17 protein-coding genes are annotated in these 22449 nt (G+C 54.8%); 4 read left to right on the top strand and 13 right to left on the bottom strand.

Going from position 1 to position 22449, the window contains the following annotated elements; all coding sequences use genetic code 11:
- Positions 1–84 precede the first annotated feature (84 nt).
- Positions 85–2577: a GcvT family protein gene (locus tag V7775_RS18720; protein WP_335753448.1), complete on the top strand. Its 2493-nt coding sequence runs from the start codon at positions 85–87 to the stop codon at positions 2575–2577.
- Positions 2578–2645: 68 nt separating this feature from the next.
- Here the strand turns inward: V7775_RS18720 and V7775_RS18725 are convergent, their stop codons facing one another.
- The 5 genes from V7775_RS18725 to V7775_RS18745 are packed head-to-tail and all read right to left on the bottom strand — an operon-like array spanning position 2646 to position 6740.
- A complete protein-coding gene (locus V7775_RS18725; RefSeq protein ID WP_335753449.1) occupies positions 2646–3434 on the bottom strand; it encodes a glycoside hydrolase family 25 protein in 789 nt (262 codons plus the stop codon).
- Positions 3431–4084: a DUF938 domain-containing protein gene (locus V7775_RS18730; protein ID WP_335753450.1), complete on the bottom strand. Its 654-nt coding sequence runs from the start codon at positions 4082–4084 to the stop codon at positions 3431–3433. The genes V7775_RS18725 and V7775_RS18730 overlap by 4 nt, the downstream gene beginning before the upstream one ends.
- Positions 4081–5151 (bottom strand): NAD(P)/FAD-dependent oxidoreductase, encoded by a 1071-nt coding sequence (locus V7775_RS18735; protein ID WP_335753451.1) that lies wholly within the window; start codon positions 5149–5151, stop codon positions 4081–4083. The genes V7775_RS18730 and V7775_RS18735 overlap by 4 nt, the downstream gene beginning before the upstream one ends.
- A complete protein-coding gene (locus V7775_RS18740) occupies positions 5148–6083 on the bottom strand; it encodes an aldo/keto reductase (protein WP_335753452.1) in 936 nt (311 codons plus the stop codon). Before V7775_RS18740 ends, V7775_RS18735 begins: the two co-directional genes overlap by 4 nt.
- A 48-nt stretch (positions 6084–6131) precedes the next feature.
- Complete coding sequence (locus V7775_RS18745; protein ID WP_335753453.1) at positions 6132–6740, bottom strand: glutathione S-transferase family protein; 609 nt, start codon at positions 6738–6740, stop codon at positions 6132–6134.
- A 73-nt stretch (positions 6741–6813) separates the two neighbouring features.
- On the opposite strand from V7775_RS18745, the gene V7775_RS18750 reads away from it, so the two are divergent.
- Positions 6814–7206, top strand: coding sequence for an ectoine synthase (locus V7775_RS18750; RefSeq protein WP_335753454.1), 393 nt, complete (start codon positions 6814–6816; stop codon positions 7204–7206).
- A 29-nt stretch (positions 7207–7235) separates the two neighbouring features.
- Here V7775_RS18750 and V7775_RS18755 read toward each other — a convergent pair whose 3' ends face one another.
- The 8 genes from V7775_RS18755 to xdhA all read right to left on the bottom strand — a co-directional run bounded on the left by V7775_RS18755 (position 7236) and on the right by xdhA (position 17564).
- Complete coding sequence (locus tag V7775_RS18755) at positions 7236–8282, bottom strand: alcohol dehydrogenase family protein (RefSeq protein ID WP_335753455.1); 1047 nt, start codon at positions 8280–8282, stop codon at positions 7236–7238.
- Positions 8283–8436: 154 nt separating this feature from the next.
- Positions 8437–9510: a BMP family ABC transporter substrate-binding protein gene (locus V7775_RS18760; protein WP_335753456.1), complete on the bottom strand. Its 1074-nt coding sequence runs from the start codon at positions 9508–9510 to the stop codon at positions 8437–8439.
- Positions 9511–9559: 49 nt separating this feature from the next.
- A complete protein-coding gene (locus tag V7775_RS18765) occupies positions 9560–10480 on the bottom strand; it encodes an ABC transporter permease (RefSeq protein ID WP_335753477.1) in 921 nt (306 codons plus the stop codon).
- The gene (locus V7775_RS18770) at positions 10480–11562 is read right to left on the bottom strand and encodes an ABC transporter permease (protein WP_335753457.1); all 1083 of its coding nucleotides are present in this window, start codon (positions 11560–11562) and stop codon (positions 10480–10482) included. The genes V7775_RS18765 and V7775_RS18770 overlap by 1 nt, the downstream gene beginning before the upstream one ends.
- Positions 11563–11610: 48 nt before the next feature.
- The gene (locus tag V7775_RS18775; RefSeq protein ID WP_335753458.1) at positions 11611–13128 is read right to left on the bottom strand and encodes an ABC transporter ATP-binding protein; all 1518 of its coding nucleotides are present in this window, start codon (positions 13126–13128) and stop codon (positions 11611–11613) included.
- Positions 13125–13901, bottom strand: a complete 777-nt coding sequence (gene xdhC / locus V7775_RS18780; protein WP_335753459.1) for a xanthine dehydrogenase accessory protein XdhC — start codon at positions 13899–13901, stop codon at positions 13125–13127. Before xdhC ends, V7775_RS18775 begins: the two co-directional genes overlap by 4 nt.
- Entirely contained in the window at positions 13894–16176 is a 2283-nt protein-coding gene (gene xdhB / locus V7775_RS18785) for a xanthine dehydrogenase molybdopterin binding subunit (RefSeq protein ID WP_335753460.1), read from the bottom strand. Before xdhB ends, xdhC begins: the two co-directional genes overlap by 8 nt.
- Complete coding sequence (xdhA, locus tag V7775_RS18790; protein ID WP_335753461.1) at positions 16173–17564, bottom strand: xanthine dehydrogenase small subunit; 1392 nt, start codon at positions 17562–17564, stop codon at positions 16173–16175. Before xdhA ends, xdhB begins: the two co-directional genes overlap by 4 nt.
- Before the next feature lie 289 nt (positions 17565–17853).
- Between xdhA and dnaE the strand changes: the two genes are divergently transcribed.
- Complete coding sequence (dnaE, locus tag V7775_RS18795) at positions 17854–21378, top strand: DNA polymerase III subunit alpha (protein WP_335753462.1); 3525 nt, start codon at positions 17854–17856, stop codon at positions 21376–21378.
- Positions 21379–21471: 93 nt separating this feature from the next.
- Positions 21472–22449, top strand: coding sequence for a hypothetical protein (locus V7775_RS18800; RefSeq protein WP_335753463.1), 978 nt, complete (start codon positions 21472–21474; stop codon positions 22447–22449).

A 22449-nucleotide genomic window follows, 5' to 3' on the forward strand; every position in this document is an offset into this window, starting at 1 on the left:
CTGCTCTGTCCGGTCGCGGTTTGGCGTCGGTTTCTGTGCCTGCGGTCTAAAACGGGGCAAGAGCGCGCAAAAGGGAATCGTGACATGAAAACGCAAGTCAAAGCATTGGTTGTAGGCGGCGGCGCCGTCGGAACTTCGATCGCCTATCATTTGGCGCGCGCAGGTTGGGATGATGTTGTCCTGCTAGAGCGCGATGAACTAACGTCAGGCTCGACTTGGCATGCGGCAGGTTTGCTGCCCTATTTCAACATGTCCTACGCGACGACCCACATCCACGACTATTCGATCAAGTTCTATAAAACGCTTGAAGAAGAGACGGGTTTGAACGCTGGTTTTGCCGTTGTTGGAAACCTGCGCATGGCACAAACAGATGAACGCATGGACGAATACATGCTCTATGCGTCTACCGCTGAAACTTGTGGCGTCCCCTACCAGTGGATGACACCCGACGAGATCAAAGAAAAATGGCCGCTGATCCGCACAGAAGACCTGAAGGGTGCGATTTATCACCAAACTGACGGGTACATTAACCCTGCTGACGTGACCATGGCGATGGCTAAAGGCGCGCGCCAGCGTGGCGTTGTGATTGAACGCAAATGGCAAGCAGATGCATTCCACTGGAACGGCGAAGCATGGGAAGTCACCGTAACCAAGATGGTAGAAAAGGGCGGCAACCTTGTTCCCTCTGACGAACAAGTTGTGATCACCGCCGAGCATGTTGTCACGGCGTCAGGCAATCACGCACAGCGTACCGCCCAGATGTTGGGCATCAAAATGCCCGCCATTCCGGTTGAACACCAGTTCATCGTAATGGATCAAGACCCCGATTTGGTGAAATTCCGCGAAGAGGGGAACGCCGAACACCCTGTTATTCGCGATGCAGATGCCCAATCTTATGTGCGTGAAGAACGCGGTGGCTGGATCTTGGGTGTGTACGAAAAAGGTGCGCCCGCCCGTTTTGAATACGGTGTGCCAGACAGTTTCCGCGCCGATCTTTTCCAGCTCAATCTGGACCGGATTGAAGGCCAATATATGGCGATGAACCACCGCATCCCTTCCACGGAAGAATGCGGCCTGAAAGACGATTTTAATGGCCCGATCTGCTACACACCAGACGGCAACCCGCTGGTGGGCCCTGCACCCGGTTTGCGTAACATGTGGCTGGCCGAAGGGTTCTCATTCGGGATCACCGCAGCGGGCGGCACAGGCTATTACCTTGCCCAAATGATGGTTGAAGGCGAAGCCGAGATCGACATGGCAAGCCTTGATCCAAAACGCTACGGTGACTGGATGACAACCGAATTTGCAGCGCGCAAAAACGAAGAAGCCTATGAACACGTTTATATCGTGCACCACCCTGACGAAGAACGCCCTGCATGCCGTCCATTGCGCACATCCCCAGCCTATGACCGCCAAGCCGCGCGTGGTGCCCAGTTTGGTTGGGTGAACGGCTGGGAACGTCCAAACTATTTTGCGCCAGCGGGTTTCAGCGACTATGATTCACGTTCGTTTAAACGCGGGGGATGGTGGCAGTACGCTGTGGATGAGGCAAAAGCAATCCGTGAAGGTGTAGGCCTGATCGATGCTACAGCCTTCACCAAACACGTTGTCAAAGGACCCGGTGCTACGGCCTTCCTTGATTGGTTCACTTGCAACAAACTGCCAAGCATCGGGCGCATCAACCTGACCTATGCGCTGACGGGCGCTGGGACCACACGGACCGAATACACCATCGTGCGCATCGCGCAGGATGAATACTATCTGGTGAGTGCAGGCGGGTGGACAGCCTATGATAGCGATTATCTGCGCAAAGCGATCGAGGATAAGGCGCCGGAATTGGGCTATATCGAATGTCACGATGTCACGACGCAGTGGGGCGTATTTGCCATCGCGGGTCCAAAATCGCGTGAGGTTCTGCGCGATGTGATCAAAGATGCAAACCCCGATACTGTGCTGAGCAACAAACGCTTTCCTTGGCTCACGATGCGCAACATCGAACTGGGCATGGTGCCTGTGCGTGCGATCCGCGTGGCCTATACCGGAGAACTGGGTTGGGAATTGCACCACCCGATCGAGATGCAAAACCACCTGTTTGATCTGCTGGAAAAAGCGGGTGAAAAACATGGGATGAAGCTGGTTGGCGCACGTGCGCAAAACTGGTTGCGTCAAGAGAAAAGCTATCGCGCCTTTGGCACCGAGCTGGGCCGTGATGCAACGCCGTTAGAAGCTGACCTGCCGCGCTTTGTTGATATGAAAAAAGAATTCTATGGCAAGCAGGCCTTGGAAGATCATGGCATCAAGGCAAAATGCGTAACCTTGCTGATTGATGGTCCTGATGATGCTGATCCATGGGGTCACGAAGTGCTGTATCACGGTGACACCCGTGTTGGGCGTCTGACTTCTGGCGGGTATTCGGTGGCCTTTGGGAAATCCATTGGCATGGGCTATGTCTCGGCTGAAACAGCCGTGGTTGGCACAAAGTTGAGCGTGAAAATGTTCGACAAGTTGTGGGATGCCGAGATTGTCGAAGACAGTCCTTACGATCCAAAGAACACAACCATCCGTGTGGATGGGTAAATAAAAAAGGGCCGCAGCACTTAGTGCTGCGGCCCTTTTTTTCTAGGGTTATGGCCTTTTAACTAATGTTATTTAACAGACCGCGCCGCCAGCCAAGCGTTCCACTCAGCGGCACTTCCTGAAAACAGGTTCAGATCCACTTCACCTTGAATGCCATCAATAAGCCCGGTGGACGAATACTGCCAAAACCGCCAACCCTGACGTGGAAATGCTTCATGCGGAGTTTTGGCCGTTGTACGCAACCAGTACTCATACCCTCTGAAACTGGCCAGCTCGTTTTCTTTGTAAAAACGTGGCGTGGTATAGATGATCGGGCGCTGGCCGTAATGCGCCTCAACAATCCTGAGCCAGCGGCGCATTTCGTCTTTCACAACCTTCGCGTCGGGGCGACGATGTGCACAGGTGGGTGAAAAGGGGTTCCACTCCATATCCAACACAGGGGGCAACATGCCTTTGGTCTTGGGGACATTGCGAATGAACCACCGTGCCTGAACTTCTGGCGCAGTGCAGAAATAATAGAAATGATACGCGCCGCGCGCCACGCCAGCCTGACCCGCGCCGCGCCAATGTTGCTTGAATGCCGAGTCTAGCAGATCGCCGCCCTCAGTCGCCTTGATGAAGGCGAAGTTCACCCCGTTACGGCGCGCCTGCTTCCAATGAATGCTTTTTTGGAACCGCGCGGCATCAATGCCGTGAACCGGATAGCGCGCTGGCCGTTGGCCTTTGAAATCAATCGGATCAGCATCGCGAAAATTGGGTGCGACGGCTTCTCCTACGGGGATGACCTTGCCACCACCTCCTCCGCAGGAGGCTAAGATTGAGATGATGAGGATCGAAAAAGTTGTGCGCAGAGTCATAATGGCTTCCGTTTGGCGATAAGGGCGAGGTTGTTCGCTGGCATGTTCTGAACGAGGCTAGCGTCCAAGCCAGCGCCTGTCAGCACCTGTTTGATCCATTGATCATCCTTGTATCCGATTTCGGAATTGGCAGCGCGCAGTTCAGCGTCAAATTTTGCGTCTCCATCCGAGGAAAGGATACCATCGCGTTTGAAGGGCCCGTAGATTACAAAGTGACCCTGTGGCGCCAAGGTGCTGGCCGCTTCGAGCAGAACAGTGGCCGCCGCCTCAGCTGAAATAAGATGCAGCAGGTTACCCAAATAAATCAGATCGTATGGTATGTGACTGGCTGCCCATCCTTGCACGGAAGCATCAAGAAGTTGCGCTGGGCGTAGGTTATCAAGTGCCGCTTGCGCGGCGTAGGCGTCAATGCTGGTGATCCGATCAACTGCAATTTCGGTTGGATACCAATCGATCTGCGGGATCGCCGCGGCCAAAGCGGAAATATGCTGCCCAGTACCGGATGCAATTTCCAAGGCGCGACCACGAGGTGGTGCGATCTGTTGCAAAAGCTCGACAATCACGGGCGCATTGCGCAATGCCGAAGGCGCGCAGAGTTTTCCGTCTTCAGTTTGGCTTGCGACACTGGCGTTTGGCGGTAGCTTGCTCATACCCGCAACCTGTCAGGACGTAGTGCTGCCACAGCGTCGGCATCAAGGGTTGGTGTGCGCCCCATCACGAGGTCAGCCAGCAGGACAGATGCAGCGGGAGAGGTTTGAAAACCGTATCCGCCTTGTCCCGCACACCAGATAAATTCAGGCACATCAGGATCACGACCCAGAACCAGTGTACGGTCCGGCGCGAAACTGCGCAGACCCGCCCATGTTGCCAGTGGTCTTGTGACAGGAGTACTTACCATCTGTTGATAGCGGTCCAGCCCTTTGGCCAAGGTCATATCATCGGCAAAGGCATCGTGGGGGTAGGTCGCGTCTTCTTCGGCAGGAGAGACAAGCAGCGCACCCGCATCCGGCTTTGCATACCAGCTTTCACCCGTTCCAAAGAACATGGGCCAACGGCTGGTGTCATGTCCACCGGGGGCCGCGATACGCGCCATTGAACGGCGATGTGGAATAATGCCCAAAGGCGTCACACCCGCAATGCCTGCAATCAGGTCAGCCCAGGCGCCCGCCGCATTTACAAGCGTGCGCGCACTATAGGTTTCAGTCGCGCTTACGTGCCAGCCGTGGTCGTCCTGACGGATGCTTGTCACAATAGCGTCTGATATAATCTGGCCACCATTTTCGCGTATGGTGCGGATGAAATCCTGCATTAAAAGATCGGTGTCGATGTCAAATGCTTCGGCGTGATATCCGGCCAGTGCAACTTTTTTAGGGTCCAATACAGGAACAAAATCAATCGCTTCAGCTGGTGAAATCTCTTGTACGCCCATCTGCTTGGCATCTGCATGAAAGGCTTCGGCGTCATCTGCGGAGGCAATAATCATCAAACCACGTTGGGTTAGATAATTGCCTGCTTCAAAATGTTCCATGCTGGCGCGGTTGAGGGCTTGAGCTGACGGCGCGCCGTAGTTTTCCTCAATCAGGGCGGCAGAACGTCCAGAAGCGTGGTAGCCAAAGGCGCTTTCCATTTCCAACACGGTTACCTGTGCGTCGACGGATAAGCGGGCGGCGGCAGACAGGCCTGCAATCCCACCGCCGATGATGATGATGTCGCTCATTGTTCTTCTGCTCTGTCTGTTGCGAGAGGCGGGGTTGGGACAAGAGTGGCTAGCTCAGCATAAAGCTCGGGCGATATAGTATATTCCATCGCAGCAAGGGAGGGAGCCAATTGTTCGGCTGATCGCGCGGATATAATGGGTGTTGGTGCGGTCTCATGCGCCGCTGCCCACGCCACAGCTAGAGTTGCCGCATGTACCCCTTCGCGGGCCGCGATCTGGCCTAGCGTTTGAGCGGCTTCGTGCATGTGATCAAAACGGTAGCGCGCTTTATAGTTTTTATCTTCGGTCAAACGGCCCCCGCCACCGTTTGCGTATTTGCCTGTCAGTAGGCCACCGCCCAAAGGTGAGTAAGGGACACAAAGCATGCCCATATCTTTTGCCATGGGCATGATCTCGACTTCGGCCTGACGTTTCACCGCGCTATACATCGGCTGAATGAACGAGATGGATAAATCAAATTTGGCCGCGATATTTGCAGCCTTAACTGCTTGCCAAGCCGCGAAATTTGAAATGCCAACAGCACGGATGATACCATCATTTCTGAGCTGGGCTAGGGCCTCAAAGCTCTCATGCATGTCGGTGTTTGGATCAAAACGGTGCAGATACAGCGCGTCGATCACATCAACATCCATGCGCTTGCGAGAGGTCTCGGCTGATGCGCGGATGTTGTCTGCGGTGGCGCCACCTGCATAGGCTGCCTTGGTCGCAATGATCAGACGTTCTCGGTGCGGCTTGATCATCTCGCCTAGATAGGTTTCGGATGCGCCATCCGTATACAGATGGGCGGTGTCGAAATGGGTGATGCCCGCGGCAAGCGACGCATCAAACATTTCTTGGGAGGCACTGCGGTCTGCGCGCCCTCCAAATTGCATGGTGCCAAATGCAAGGCGGCTGGCAGGGGTGCCATCAAGGCTGGTCAGGATGTGTTTCATCCGCTTTTGGTGCCACCCTTGATACCGCTTGGCAATGGAAAGTGCGGTTTACACGCCGCCTTTTTCAACTGCGCGGATATATGCGGGCCGCGCCTCGATGGCGTCGACAAAAGCAGCCAGCTTTGGATAGGTTTCGCGCTGTTCCATCCGCATCGCAATTTGCGCAGGAAAGCTGAGCATAATGTCGGCGGCGGAGAGATCATCTAGAACAAAATGCCCCGACGGGCGCAGCATCTGTTCCATGTAAGAGAAGTGGTTGTCGAGTTCGGATTGAATGCGTGGATGCAACGGCGCGCCTGCCTCACCCAAACGTCCAACATATAGTTTTAGCAGGATCGGCGTCATCGCAGAACCTTCGGCGAAATGCATGGCTTCAAGGTGGCGAATGTGCGCTGTTGTACCAACGGCTGGGATCATCTGCGGTGCAAATTTTGCGCATAGCAGTTCGGTGATTGCAGCACTCTCACCGACGGTTTCGCCATCAATCTCGATGACAGGTGACTTACCCAATGGGTGCACTTTGAGCAGGGCATCAGGCGCGAGGTTGGTTTCCTCATCGCGTTCATGCAAAACAAATTCATAGGGCGCGCCAATCTCTTCCAATAGCCAGAGAATGCGCAGCGAGCGGGACCTGTTGAGGTGATGAAGTTTGATCATTCAATTAGACTAGGAGGTTTGCAGCGGTCTGCAAAGCAGGTCATGTTGCCTGTGACGCAACGGGAGAATTGAGATGATAATTGCAGATAAGGCGACGTTGACCGGAACAACACGGGATGCCCGTGGATCTGGCTGGGAGAGCTTGCGCCTGTTGGTCCGCTCGGATGGCATGGGATTTTCAATGACCGAAACACGCGTGTTGCCGGGGGCCGTGCTACGGTTGCAGTACAAACATCACATCGAGGCATGTTACTGCATTGGCGGCGCCGGCGAAGTGGTGGAGCTGGGAAGCGGCGCTGTTCATACAATTCATGCTGGCGTGTTGTATGCTCCTAACGCCCACGAACAGCATGAGGTGCGCGTGCCCGAAGACGGCACGGCATTGCATTTGATATGCGTCTTTTCGCCTGCGTTAGAGGGCAACGAGGTGCACGGGGTTGACGGGAGCTATCCCCCGCCGAAGTGATGCCTGACACCTCGAGAGGTGCGAGAAGCCTATCGTACGGTCAAGACGATCTTGCCGACATGGCCCTTTTCGGAAAAGCTTGCTTGGGCCTGTCCGATATTGGCAAGCGTAAAGGTCTCTGCGACCAGTGGCTTAATCTGTTTGCTTTCGATCCGCTTGACCAGATTGCCGAACACCTCAGGTTCAAGAACGGTACACCCGAAAAAGCTGAGGTCTTTGAGGTAGAGGGTGCGCACGTCCAGATCGACAATCGGACCTGCAATAGCCCCTGCAACTGCATAGCGACCAAAGGGGCGCAGGATGTCTAACAGTGCAGGCCATTTTGGCCCTGCGACCAGATCAATAACGACATCGACACTATTTGCGCCCAGTTCAGCAAGGAAATCATCGTCGCGATTTAGCGTCTTTTCGGCGCCTAGTTCGGACAAAAGGGATGCTTTGGATGCGCTTGTAACAGCAATCACACGTGCGCCGCGTGCGCGGGCCAATTGTACGGTTGCTGATCCTACGCCACCCGAGGCACCAGTCACCAAAACAACATCGCCTTCCTTTACCCGTGCGCGGGTCAGCATGTTTTCGGCTGTTGAGTAGGAACAGGGAAAGGACGCCAGTTCGACGTCCGTTAGATCGCTGTTGATCGAAATCGCATGACGCGCAGCCACGCGCGTGTATTGGGCAAAGCCGCCGTCGCATTCAGAGCCGTAATACCAGGGGAGCTCGAGCGCTTCACCGTTTGCTTTGCGCAGACACGGCTCAATCAAGACCCGTTCACCAATACGTTCAGGATTTACGCCCTCTCCGACGGCGACAATCGTTCCACAAACATCGGCCCCTTGGATGAACGGGAACGAGAGTGCATTGCCTGACCAACTGGCATCTTCGGATGCGGCGTCTCCCTTAGAGTACCAGCCGATGCGCGTGTTGAGGTCCGTATTGTTCACGCCAGCTGCGCTGACTTCGATTATGACATCCCCCTTCATGGGGGAGGGTGTAGCAAGATCGTCGCGCCATTGCAGCATTTCGGGCCCGCCGTGCCCTGTTAAAGCGACGCCGTACATTTTGTCGGGAAGGGCCATTTTGTTCTCCGCAGGTTTCCAATTCCGACACTCCGCTCAATCTGAAGCCCAGTCAATCTAAAGCACAGTCAATTGGTGTTCAGTTTGAATAACTCACAACAAAAAAAAGGCCCCGCAAAAAGCGGAGCCTTTTCAGCTATTAATGAGATTTCGCTTACTGCGGAATTTCGCCTTCAATGCCTTCAACGTAGAAGTTCATGCCAGCCAATGTACCGTCATCCGCTGTTTCGCCGTCCGCTAGGAATGCTGTGCCGTCCTGCTTGTTCAGCGGGCCAGTGAACGCGTGGTAAGAACCGTCCGCCAGTGAAGCTTTCAGTGCCAATGCTTCGGCTTTCACGTCTGCTGGGACTGCGTCGGAAATCTCGCCGATGCCAACCATGCCTGCGCCAATGCCGTCCCATGTATCTGTGGATGCCCATGTGCCGTCCATGACGGCCTTGGTGCGTGCAACGTAATATGGTGCCCAGTCATCAATGATGGATGAAACACGTGGGAATGGTGCATACTGGCCCATGTCAGATGCCTGACCAAAGGTTACAACATTGCCAGCTTCTTGTGCAGCCGCTTGTGGTGCTGTGGAGTCTGTGTGCTGCAGAACAACGTCAGCGCCTTGCTCGATTAGGACCTTGGCTGCGTCTGCTTCTTTTGCGGGATCAAACCATGTGTAGGCCCAAACGATTTTGAACTGTACGTCTGGGTTTACTTTGCGCGCGTGGATGAACGCAGAGTTGATGCCACGGATAACTTCGGGGATCGGGTAAGAACCAATGTAACCCACGATGTTGGATTTGGTCATCTTGCCTGCGATGTGGCCCTGAATTGCGCGGCCTTCGTAAAAGCGCGCTGAATAGGTGCTCACGTTGTCCGCACGTTTGTAGCCCGTTGCGTGCTCAAATTTCACATTCGGGAATTTGCCCGCAACGTTGATCGTTGGGTCCATATAGCCAAAGGACGTGGTAAAGATCAGATCAGCACCGTCGAGCGCCATCTGCGTCATAACACGCTCAGAGTCGGGGCCCTCGGCCACGCTCTCAACAAAGACAGTTTCGACTTTGTCGCCAAATTCTTCTTCAATGGCCAAGCGGCCTTTGTTGTGCTCATAGGTCCAGCCGCCGTCGCCGACGGGGCCAACAAATACAAAGCCGACTTTCGTTTTATCTTCGGCGTATGCACCTGTGGCAAGGCCTACGGCCAGCGCAGCGCCGGTCAGCAGTTTGGTGAAATTCATCTTATAGTTCTCCCCAGTTGGTCTTTTCCGCTCGTTGGCGGTTTTTGCCTCAGGACGAGGCGTGGAATATGCGTCCAAGTGATCCCGGTGCGGCGCTTTTTGAGCGCGACAGAAAAACCAGAACCACGATGGTGATAACGTAGGGCGACATTGCCAGATATTCGACCGGAATGGCAACGCCTGCGCCTTGTAGATTCAGCTGCAATTGAACCAAACCGCCAAAAAGATAAGCTCCTAGCAGCACGCGAAATGGTTTCCAGCTGGCAAATACCACCAGCGCGAGTGCGATCCAGCCGACTCCGGCTGTCATGCCTTCGGTCCATTGGGGCACACGGATCAAGCTGATGTATGCTCCGCCAACGCCCGCGCAGGCACCGCCAAACATGATGGCAAGCGTGCGGATGCGGACAACCTTATATCCCAGCGCATGTGCGGCATCGTGATTTTCGCCAACGGCGCGTAAAACCAGACCCACACGGGTGAATTTCATAACGGCCCAAACCGCAACAACCAAGGCCAGCCCAAGATAGACAATGATGTCATGGCTCAAGACAACAGGGCCGATCACAGGAATATCGGCCAAGGGGCCAAAGCTTATATCGCCAAGGCGAGGTGGTTTAACGCCAACATAACTTTGGCCAAGCAGGGCGGAAAATCCTAACCCAAACAGGGTGAGCGCAAGCCCGGATGCGACCTGATTGGCCAACATAACTTGGGTGAGGAATGCAAACAGCAGGCTGAGTACCGCACCACCGACAGCCGCAGCTACAAACCCCAGCAGGGGAGAGCCAGTCTCAACCGCTGTGGCAAAGCCACAGATCGCGCCCATGATCATCATGCCCTCGACACCAAGGTTCAGCACACCTGTTTTTTCGACCACCAATTCGCCAATTGCAGCAAAGATGAGTGGGGTCGCGGCAACAAAGAAGCCAGCGACAAAAAGGATTGGGTTGATTGATGAAAGATCCATCATGCCACCTCTGTTTGGCCGATGCGCAGCCGATAATTTGTGAAAAGGTCAAAGGCGAGAAGGAAGAACAATAACATCCCTTGGAAGACCTGAATGGCGGCAGCGGGCAGGCCAAGTTTTGACTGCGCGATATCACCGCCGATGTAGGTCAACGCCATCAGCGCGCCTGCTAGCAAAATGCCAACCGGATGCAAGCGCCCCAAGAAGGCAACGATAATTGCGGTGAAACCGTAACCCACGTTAAAGTCGATTGTGACCTGACCCGCAGGGCCAGTCACTTCGAACATGCCAGCAAGGCCCGCCAGCAGACCCGACATGCCCAGACAAAACAGGATCAGCCGTGAAGGGTTTACGCCAGAGAATGCAGCGGCGCGTGGCGCATCCCCTGTGACACGGATGGCAAAACCAAGGCGGTGGCGCGCCAGCAAAACATAGGCAAAGATCACTGCAATCAGCGCAGCAACGACACCCCAGTGCATTCCCGACCCTGCGATCAGATCGGCATTATGTGCGCTGCTATATTGTTGCAGGTTGCGCGAGCCGGGAAAACCGAACCCTTCCGGGTTTTTCATCATGCCCAGCGACATAGAGGCCAGAAATTGTTCAGCTACATACACCAGCATCAGTGAGACAAGAATTTCGTTGGTGCCAAATTTCACCTTGAGAACAGCAGGGATCATGGCCCAAATCCATCCGCCAAAAGCGCCCGCAAGCACCATCAACGGAAAGATGAACACGCTTTCCGTTGGGTAGAACGCCAATCCCACGCCTGCACCAAACAATGCGCCCATAATGTATTGCCCTTCGGCGCCGATGTTCCAGATGCCCGCCTTGAAGCCAAGGCTAAGGCCGATCGCAATCAGCACCAATGGCGCACCTTTGATCAACAGCTGCGGGCGATAGAAAAACGCGAACTCACCAAACAGAGGTTCCCAGAAAATAGTTTTGATGGCCTCTAACGGGTCTTTTCCCAAAAGGGCGAAGAGTAATCCGCCAAAGAACATCGTTGCCAAGACGGCCAGCACAGGTGCGGCCAGCGAAAACGCGCGGCTAGGCTCGGGGCGTTTTACCAAGGCGATCATGTGTGTGTCTCCGGCGAAATGATACTGCGGGGTGACAGCCTTAATAGCTTAAACATGCGCCACCTCCATACCGTGTGCGCCGCCCATCATCAGGCCAATCTCATCCACCGTGATCCCTTTTGCTGGGCGCGGCGGAGATAACCGCCCTTCATTCAACGCGGCAAAACGATCGGAAATTTCCATTAATTCATCCAAATCCTGGCTGATCACAATAAGGGCCGCTCCATTCTGTGCGAGGTCAAGTAGGGCCTGACGGATCGCTGCGGCGGCAGATGCATCCACACCCCAAGTGGGTTGGTTCACGACAAAAACCTCGGGGCGCTGCATGACTTCGCGGCCAATCACAAATTTCTGCAAATTCCCGCCAGAAAGCGAACGCGCAGCCGCTCTTGGCCCTGACGTGCGCACATCAAAGCGCTCGATTATGCTTTCGGCGAACCGTGTGGCGGCAGGCCAGTTCAAAAAGCCGCCCTTGTCCAACCCTTCGCGCACCGCACCTGTTAGCATCGCATTCTCGGTGAGCGACATATCGGGTGCTGCGGCGTGACCCATCCGCTCTTCTGGGGCGGTAAGAACGCCACGCTGGCGGCGTGCTGTGGGGCCAAGCGCGCCAATGTCTTCACCTTTGAAGGTCACCATGCCTTTTGCAACTTTCCGTTCGCCAGAAAGCACTGACATCAGCTCATCTTGTCCGTTGCCCGCGACTCCGCCGATGCCCAGAACCTCGCCAGCGCGCAGTTCCAGCGAAATATCTTTGAGGGACATACCAAACGTATTGGGCGCAGGGGCTTTGAGGGTCTTGAGGGTCAGGACTACCTCACCCGCAGATTGCCCTGCGCGTGTTGGTGTGTGCAACAGCTTGCCAACCATCATTTCGGCCATGTCGCGCGCTGTTGTTTCGCGCGGGATGCAGTCGCCCACAACCTTGCCCAATCGCAAGATCGTCGCGCTGTCACATAATGTGCGAATTTCTTCCAGCTTGTGAGATATATACAGGATCGCCGTCCCCTCGGCACTTAGCTTGCGCAGGGTTTTGAACAGGATTTCAACTTCTTGCGGTGTCAAAACGGATGTCGGTTCATCCATGATCAGCAGTTTGGGTTCTTGCAGCAGGCAGCGGATGATTTCTACGCGCTGGCGTTCACCTGCAGATAGATCGCCGACAATTCGATCAGGCGAAAGGGGCAGCCCGTAGGTTTCCGATACGGCACTGATCTGCGCGGAAAGCGCGTTGAGCTTTGGTGCGTTCTCCATACCAAGGGCGATGTTTTCGGCCACGCTGAGCGCGTCAAACAGCGAGAAATGTTGGAACACCATGCCCACGCCCGCCGCACGCGCGGCGCGTGGCTCAGACGGAGTATAGCTTTGGCCGTGGATTTTCATCTGGCCGCTGTCAGGTTTCACAAGGCCATAGATCATCTTAACCAAGGTCGATTTGCCTGCACCATTTTCCCCCAAAAGGGCATGCACCTCACCCGGAGCGATCTCTAGGGAGACATCATCGTTGGCAACAACGCCGGGATAGGCTTTGGTCAACGAAGACAATGAGAGCAGGGGCTGGGTCATGCGGGAACCTTGGTGTTAGTTGCGTTGAGCAATGTTTGCACAGTGCCATGTGCTATTTCGTGAGGCGTTTTGCCAAGGCTTTTATCGCCGATGGGGCAAGTGATGGCGCCGGGATCAAGACCCATGTCGCGCAATCGCTTGGAAAAACGTGTCCATTTTGTGTCTGATCCTATCACCCCAATACTGGCCGCGCCGCGCCGCAATAAGGTCGCGCAAAGAGCCAGGTCAATGTCGTGGGAATAAGTGAATATAAGATGATGTGCATAAGTTGGTGCGCGAGATGCAAGCAGCGGCATGTCTGCTGCGGGTGTCTTTTGAACGTGCTTGGGAATGTTCACAGGAAAACGGTCCGCTGTGCTATCGACCCAATTTATTTTGAACGCTTGCGGGTAGGATGCATTGATCACTGCACGGCCAACGTGCCCTGCGCCCCAGACCCAAAGGAATGTAGGGTAGGGTGGGGCGTTCTTGATATCAGACATATCGAAGTAGTGCATATCCGTTGGGCATTTTTCAAACGTATAAAGGAGTGTCACCGCCCCACCGCAACATTGACCCAAGTTTGGGCCCAGTGGGATGGTTTCCGAGCGTTCTTCGCCATTGTCACGAAGGATTTGGCGCGCAGTTGCGATGGCACTGTATTCTAGCGCGCCCCCGCCGATGGTGCCTTTTATTCCTGTAGGTGTGACCATCATTGCCGTGCCCGCATCGCGAGGGGCCGAACCACGTGTTTTTGTGATCTTCACCCAGATTTCATTTGGTGCCTCACGCATCGCTGGTCCGCCCAATTGCATCGAGTACGGCTTCGGCCGTGGCAGGAGTTTGCAGATCGCCGTAGGAAGGGCCGCAAGCTGCCACTGCATCAGCTAGTGCCGACCATGCAGATATGCCCAGCATAAATGGTGGCTCACCCACGGCTTTTGAGCGGTAAACTGTTTGTGCAGGATTGGGTTGATCCCAAAGAGCTACATTGAATACATCTGGCCGATCCGAACAGGCGGGAATTTTGTAGGTCGCTGGTGCGTGGGTCTTGAGCGTGCCTTTGTCATCCCACACCAGTTCTTCGGTGGTGAGCCAACCCGCGCCCTGAACATATCCGCCTTCAATCTGGCCGATATCCAGCGCCGGATTCAGGGATTGGCCCGCGTCATGCAGGACATCAGCGCGCAAGATGCGGTTCTCGCCGGTAAGCGTATCAACCACAACTTCGGTAACTGCGGCTCCGTAGGCAAAGTAAAAGAACGGCTGGCCTTCGCCTTTGATCCGGTCCCATTTAATCTCGGGGGTTTTATAGAACCCAGTGGCCGACAGACTGATCCGCGCTTCATAGGTGCGTTGAGCCGCTTGGGCAAAACTGATAGTTTGATTGCCTGCAAAAACCTTACCATCTTTGAATTTGATGTCTTCTAGCGCGCAGTCAAACAGCTCTGCCAAATGCTCTAACATACGATTGCGTATGGTTTGGCAGGCGTTCAAAACAGCCATTCCGTTTAGATCAGTGCCGGAACTTGCTGCGGTTGCAGATGTGTTAGGCACTTTTGCAGTATCGGTCGCAGTGATCTTGATTTGCTTTAGCGGCACACCAAATTCGGATGCAGCAACTTGGGCGACTTTCTGAAATAGTCCCTGTCCCATTTCGGTGCCACCGTGGTTCAGGTGGATTGAACCATCCTGATAGACATGCACCAAAGCGCCAGCCTGATTGAGGTGGGTCAGGGTAAAGGAAATCCCGAACTTAACGGGCGTCAGGGCGATACCACGTTTCAAGATTGGTTGCTGCGCGTTCCATTCAGCAATGGCTGCGCGGCGATTGGCATAATCACTGCTTGCGGCCAGTCGCTCGACCAATCCGTTGATGATGCAGTCCACCACTGGTTGGTGGTAGGGAGTGGTTTGCCCCGTGTCCCCATCGCGATAGAAGTTGGCGCGCCGAACCTCTAGCGGATCAAGGCCCAGATGCTCGGCGATGTGGTCCATCACCCGTTCAATCCCGACGACGCCTTGCGGCCCACCAAACCCGCGAAACGCTGTAGCGCTTTGTGTGTTGGTTTTTAATCTGTGAGAGGTAATGCGGACATCATCAAGGTTGTAGGCGTTGTCCGCGTGCAACATCGCGCGGTCCGCTACGGGCAGGCTGAGGTCCATCGCCCAACCGCACCGCGCGTAATGGGTAAAGTCGACCGCTGTCAGCTTGCCATCCGCATCAAAGCCGACATCATAGGCGATCCGAAAATCATGACGCTTGCCAGTGACGATCATATCATCATCGCGGTCATAGCGCATTTTGCAGGGATGCCCTGTTGCACGAGCAGCTACAGCGCAGGCAACGGCCAGCGCATTGCCCTGGCTTTCTTTACCGCCAAACCCACCGCCCATGCGGCGTATTTCAACACGAACGCTATGCATCGGCAGGCCAATGGCTTCGGCTACTTTGTGTTGTATCTCGGTCGGGTGCTGGGTCGAGCTGTGGACAAGCATGTCGCCATCTTCACCCGGCAGGGCAAGCGCGGCTTGACCCTCAAGATAGAAATGTTCTTGTCCGCCGATTTCGAACTGACCCTTAATGCGATGGATGCAGGCGGCCAAAGCAGCAAGCGCATCACCTTTGGCGTAAACACGCGGCCCTTCTTCAAAACGGCTATTCGCTTCCATGGCCTGATCAATTGTCAGGATCGGGGCCTCAGGGGAGATATCGATACGGCCCTTGCGCGCCGCATCCCGCGCAGCGCGGTGGCTGGTGGCCACCACCATAAACAACGGTTGGCCCACGTAATGTACGCTGCCGTCGGCCAGTAGGGGTTCGTCGTGATTTGACGGTGATACGTCATTCGCAAATGGCAGATCATCGGCGGTAATAACCGAAACCACGCCCATCGCATTTGTGACTTCACTAAGGTCCAGAGCAGTGATCGTGCCCCGCGCATGGGTGCTAAGGCCAAAAGCGATGTGCAGCGTATCTGCTGGTGTAGGGATGTCGTCAACGTAGCGCGCAGCGCCAGTGACATGCAGACGGGCGGCGTCGTGCGGGAGAGAGGATGCAACGCTCATGCGTGAACCTCCTGCAAATCGGTCTGTGTGCCCGATATCGTGTGATAGGCCCTCAACAGCATGTTCTGCGCGCTTTGCATGCGATAGCCGGCTGAGGCCCGCATGTCAGATAAGGGAGAGAAGTCTTTGCCCAAGGCATTCATCGCAGCTTCTATTGTGGTTAGCGTGACGGGCTGACCTGTCATTGCTGTTTCAGCACCTTTAGCGCGCGCAGGCGTGCCAGCCATGCCACCAAAGGCGAGCCTAACAGCACCAAATGTAGTGCCGTCATTAGGCAGGTTCAAACACCCGCACACTGCCGAGATATCTTGATCGAACCGCTTAGAGAGCTTGTTGCAATGTAAGCTGTCAGTTTGCGCAGGAATAGAAATAGCCTCAACAAATTCGCCAGTAAGGCGGTCTTGCTTTCCATAAGCGACAAAGAATTCTTCAAGTGGCATTTGGCGCCGCATATCTCCTCGTCTGAGGTGCACATCTGCCCCCAACGCGATCATCGCAGGGCTGCCATCCCCAATCGGAGAGCCGTTTGCGATGTTGCCTCCCAATGTCGCCGCAGCCCGGACTTGCGCTGATCCATAGCGGCGCAACATGTTGCCAAGGCTGGGAAAATGGGGGGCTAGGGCGCGCTCAATCTCTGCAATGGTTGCAGTTGCACCGATGTGCCAGCCGTCGGGCGAATGGTTAATGGCGCGCAGATCATCGCATTCAGATAGGAAAATGACCTGCTCCAGTGCGCGGAACTGTTTGGTGACCCATAACCCGACGTCAGTCGCACCAGCAACAAGGGTTGCATCCGGGTGTGCGAGATAATGTGCTGCTAATTGATCGGCAGTTTTAGGTTGAAAGAATGCAGTTGTGGCGGGTTGTGCAGCACTAGGTGTTTCCTTTGCCTGTGACTGCATCGGGCGGGGCAAATGCGGCGGCACGTCTGTGCCCTCCGCAGCGCGCGCGGCGCGAATGATCGGAGCATACCCCGTGCAGCGACACAGATTGCCAGCCAAGGATGTGTCGTGGTCGGTGTCGCCAGTCATATGGGCAGTTGCCATGCTCATCACAAAACCCGGAGTGCAGAAACCGCATTGGCTGCCGTGATGAGTGATCATGGCTTCTTGGACGGGATGTAGGGTCCCGTCAGGGGCGCTAAGGCCCTCAACCGTTGTAACGTGTTTGCCGGAAAGCTGTGGTAAAAATAGGATGCAGGCATTTAGAGGGCGCACGCCGCTGTTGTCTGTCACCATTACAGTGCAGGCACCGCAGTCGCCCTCATTACATCCTTCTTTGGTGCCAGCCAGACCGCGCTCTTCACGAAGCCAGTCAAGTAGTGTTGTCGTGGGAGAAGGGTCCGTCAAAGTGACAGATGCGCCGTTCAGCGTAAAAGAGACGTACATGGGGATAACCCCGCCGCGGTACCAAAAATCTAAGAGCGTTGTGTTCGATGCGGCGTAGAACACAGTTGCAGGCAAGGCTACGGTGTTGGGCTGGGATTTGGCAAGGGTTTTGTATGTTTGGGTGAATTTGAATTGCAGTTAGTAGCTCACCTGCGAGAATTTTGGTTGGGACTGAAGGCGTGAACTATTTGTCAGCAAGGACGAGTGGGATGACGCTCAACGGCCAGAGGATTTGAGATATGTTGTTTTCTCTGTAGAGGCTTTTTGCGATAACGATTAAGCTCCCTTCATGAACAATTCCCCCCGATTCATTCACCTGCGCACGCATTCCGAGTACTCTTTGTTGGAGGGCGCGCTGAGGCTGAAGAAAATACCAGCCATGTGTGCCAAAGCGAATATGCCCGCAATGGCGCTGACGGATACAAACAACATGTTTGCCGCGTTGGAGTTTTCAGTCGCGATGTCAGGGGCAGGTATTCAGCCGATTGTCGGCTGTCAGGTTGATCTAGAATACGTCAAAGCCCAACCAGGGGAGCGGCCCCGCGCGCCTGCACCTGTTGTGTTGTTGGCCCAAACCGAGCGCGGGTATGAACACCTGATGAAGCTCAACTCTTGTCTGTATCTGGACAACGACGGGGCACTGCCGCAGGTCACTTTGGAGGAGCTGGCAAAAAACAGCGAAGACGTGATTTGTCTGAGCGGCGGGCCACAAGGGCCTGTGGGGATGCTGCTACAAAATGGCCAGCGCCCGGCGGCCGAGGCCTTGATGCAAGCATTGCATACGACGTTTGGCGATCGGCTGTATGTTGAACTGCAACGCCACCCCACAGAAAATGGCGCGCTCGAATCGGAACGCGCAACCGAGCGCGGTTTTGTCGAGATGGCCTATGCGATGGGTATCCCGTTGGTCGCGACCAACGACGCCTATTTCCCAGATACAAAAATGTACGAAGCGCACGATGCGCTGATCTGTATTTCGGAAGGCGCGTATGTTGACCAGCAGGATGGCCGTCGCCGCCTGACACCACAACACTATTTCAAAACGCAGGCAGAGATGGTCACGCTGTTTGCCGACCTGCCAGAAGCCATCGAGAATACTGTCGAGATTGCAAAGCGCTGTGCCTTTCAAACTTACCGCCGTGATCCGATCCTGCCCAAGTTTGCCGATGACGAGGTTGCAGAGCTGCGCCGTCAGGCCGAAGAGGGGCTAAAAGCGCGTCTTGCCATTATCCCGCACGCAACGGACGTATCCGAGTATGAGGCGCGGCTTGAATTTGAGCTGGGTATCATTGAGGGCATGGGTTTCCCCGGTTACTTTTTGATTGTTGCTGACTTTATCAAATGGGCCAAAGATCAGGGCATCCCTGTGGGACCTGGCCGTGGTTCTGGTGCGGGGTCACTTGTGGCCTATGCGTTGCTGATTACCGATCTCGATCCGCTGCGCTATTCCCTTCTGTTTGAACGGTTTTTGAACCCCGAACGTGTTTCTATGCCTGACTTTGATATCGACTTTTGCATGGACCGCCGTGAAGAGGTAATTCGCTATGTTCAGAAAAAATATGGGCGCGACAAGGTAGGGCAGATTATCACCTTTGGTGGCTTGCTGTCGAAAGCTGCGGTGCGCGACATCGGACGTGTTTTGCAGATGCCATATGGGCAGGTAGACCGTTTGTCCAAGATGATCCCAGTCGAGGGTGTGAAGCCCGTCTCGATCGAGAAAGCCCTCGCGGATGAGCCGAGGTTGCGTGAAGAAGCGCGCAATGAGGAAATCGTCGCGCGGCTGCTGGATTACGGCCAACAAGTTGAAGGGTTGCTGCGGAATGCATCAACCCACGCGGCGGGTGTTGTGATCGGGGATCGTCCGCTGGACGAGCTGGTCCCGCTGTACCAAGATCCACGTTCTGACATGCCTGCTACCCAGTTCAACATGAAATGGGTTGAACAAGCGGGTCTGGTCAAATTTGACTTTTTGGGCCTGAAAACCTTGACCGTAATTCAAAACGCGGTGGATCAGATCAAAGCATCTGGTCGTCACCTGCACGTTGCCGCTGATGGAACTGAGCTATTTGATCCGCCTGAAGGTCTGTTGGATGACATCTCAACGATCCCGTTGGACGATGAGGCCTCATACAAGTTATACGCCGCCGCCAAAACCGTTGCTGTGTTTCAGGTTGAAAGCTCGGGGATGATGGATGCGCTAAAGCGCATGAAACCCAACTGCATTGAGGACATCGTTGCGCTTGTTGCGCTCTACCGTCCTGGCCCGATGGAGAACATTCCAACCTATTGTGAAGTTAAGAATGGTCTAAAAGAACGTGAATCTGTTCACCCTTCGATTGACCACATTCTTGAGGAAACTCAAGGAATTATTGTTTACCAAGAACAGGTTATGCAGATCGCTCAGGTCATGGGCGGCTACTCCCTTGGGGGCGCTGACCTTTTGCGCCGTGCGATGGGTAAAAAGATCGCCGAGGAAATGGCGAAAGAGCGGCCTAAATTCGAAAAAGGCGCAATGGCCAACGGCGTCGATAAGAAAAAGGCCAAGGAGGTTTTTGACCTTCTGGAGAAATTCGCCAACTACGGCTTTAACAAATCCCACGCGGCGGCCTATGCGGTGGTCAGCTATCAGACGGCATGGCTAAAAGCGAACCATCCGGTTGAGTTTATGGCGGGCGTGATGAACTGCGATATTCACCTGACCGACAAACTGGCGGTGTATTTTGAGGAAGTCCGCAAGCGACTGGAGCTGGAATGGGTGCCGCCCTGTGTGAACCGCTCGGATGCGACGTTTACGGTGGTAGATGGTGCGCTGGTTTATGCGCTGGGCGCGCTCAAGAATGTTGGCGTTGAGGCGATGAAGCTGATCACCGAAGGGCGCGAAGACAAGCCATTTGCGACCCTGTTTGATCTGGCGCGTCGCGTTGATCTGAAACGCGTTGGTAAGCGGCCTTTGGAAATGTTGGCCCGTTCTGGCGCGTTTGATGTTCTGGATGCCAACCGCCGTCGTGTGTTTGGCGCGCTCGATGGCTTGGTGGCCTATTCGGCGGCAATCCACGAACAAAAAGCATCTAATCAGGTGTCTTTGTTTGGCGAAGCAGGTGACGATCTGCCCGAACCGCGCATGCAGACCTGCGATGACTGGGAAGCGCCAGAGCGTTTGACCGAAGAGTTTAAGGCCGTTGGGTTTTACCTGTCTGGTCACCCGTTGGACGACTACATGGGGCCACTTAAGCGCAAGTGGGGTAATGACCGTGGTGTGCCATTCCTGACGCTTGATGAGCTGACGGAAAAGGTATCAAATCGCGGCGCAATGAATGCACGCCTTGCAGGTGTTGTTGCGGGTCGCCAAGAGCGTAAATCCGCGCGTGGCAACCGGTTTGCCTTTGCGCAGATGTCTGATCCGGCTGGCGCATATGAGGTTACGCTGTTTTCTGATACGTTAGAGGCGTGCCGCGATTATCTTGAAACCGGATCGAAGGTTGTTGTGACCGTCGAGGCCACAATGGAAAGTGACCAGCTAAAGCTGTTGGGACGCAGTGTTGCACCCATTGAAATGGCCGTAGCGGATGTAGGTGGCATGGGGCTACGCATCTTTATCGAAACGCCCAGTGCGATTGCTGCGGTTTCCGAAGTGCTTGAAGGTGCGCGTCAGGCGGCTAAGGCGGCGGGGAAGGGCCCAGTGCATTTATGTTTGATGGATCCTGCCTTGCCAGGAGAGGTCGACGTTGACTTGGGGGGGGGATTCCCCGTGACCCCAAAGATCAAAGGTGCGATCCGCTCATTGACTGGTGTAATCGAAGTAGAAGAAATCTAACAACCTGTATCAACAGGGCGATGTCGCTTGTGCTGAGGTGGACGGGGCAGATCAGCTTCGTTAAAGATGCGTTGAATTCTTGGGAGTATCATTTTGCGCCATTTATCCGTAATCGCTGTTTCCCTAACGCTGGCCGCGTGCAGTGATCCTTTGGCTGGCGTGGGCCGTCTGTCCGAAGTGGACGTTGCCCAAGAAGACGCCGCCGCCGCATTGCCTGATGCCGAAGAGATTGCGCGCGATGGCTTTCTGGGAACATCAGCTGCTGATGGTGTTGTGCCCGAAGAAGTAGCAAATGTGCCGGAGGCAAAGGAGCAAGATAAGACTGAGAGTGGCGGATTTTTTAGGGGGTTGATCAAACGAGTCGCAACAACGGATGCCGCCGCGGCAGTTGCTGCTGACGTTGCCAGCGCCCAATCAAAGCCAGTGATCATTGAAACCACACCAGTTGAGCCTGCAGCATCAGCTGATTTAGCATCCCTTCCTGTGGAGCCAAAGGCGCCTCAAGAAGAATTGAAGCAAGGGCGTAGTGGGTTAGGCTTGTTTGGTGGCGGTGCAAAAAAGAACCCGAAACGCACCGGACCTGATGTTCGTGATGTTCCATACGGAGCCGTATTGGCCTTTGGGGAAATCGCACGTTCGTGCGAAGCGCGCGGTAAGTCGTTGGGAAAAAAAGTTGATGGATCGGGCCGCCGCGGTTTCACCCTTTATGATAGCAACCCTGATGTTCGCAATAAGCGTACGTTCTATGTGACCGGCTTTGACGACAATTGCCCGCGGCAGTTTACAGCAGCCAACGCGCTGTTTGGTAAACCGTCTTTTTACGAACAAATCCGCTATAGCCCTGCAGGAAAGTACCTACCTTATGCTGCGACCGATACGGCCTATGACAAAGTGAAGTCTTCGGTTTGCCGTGCACGCAAAAAGGAGCCCTGTGGCCACAATATTGGAAAGCTGGATAGCCGCACAGCGTTTGTCAGCGCGTATGAGTTCCATGAATTCAACGGCGAATGGAAAGAATTTTTAGTACACGATGGCGCAGTACTTGCTGCAGCAATCAAAAAAACCAACTGA

It is taken from the genome of Sulfitobacter sp., from assembly GCF_036960155.1.
Classification (GTDB): Bacteria; Pseudomonadota; Alphaproteobacteria; order Rhodobacterales; family Rhodobacteraceae; genus Sulfitobacter.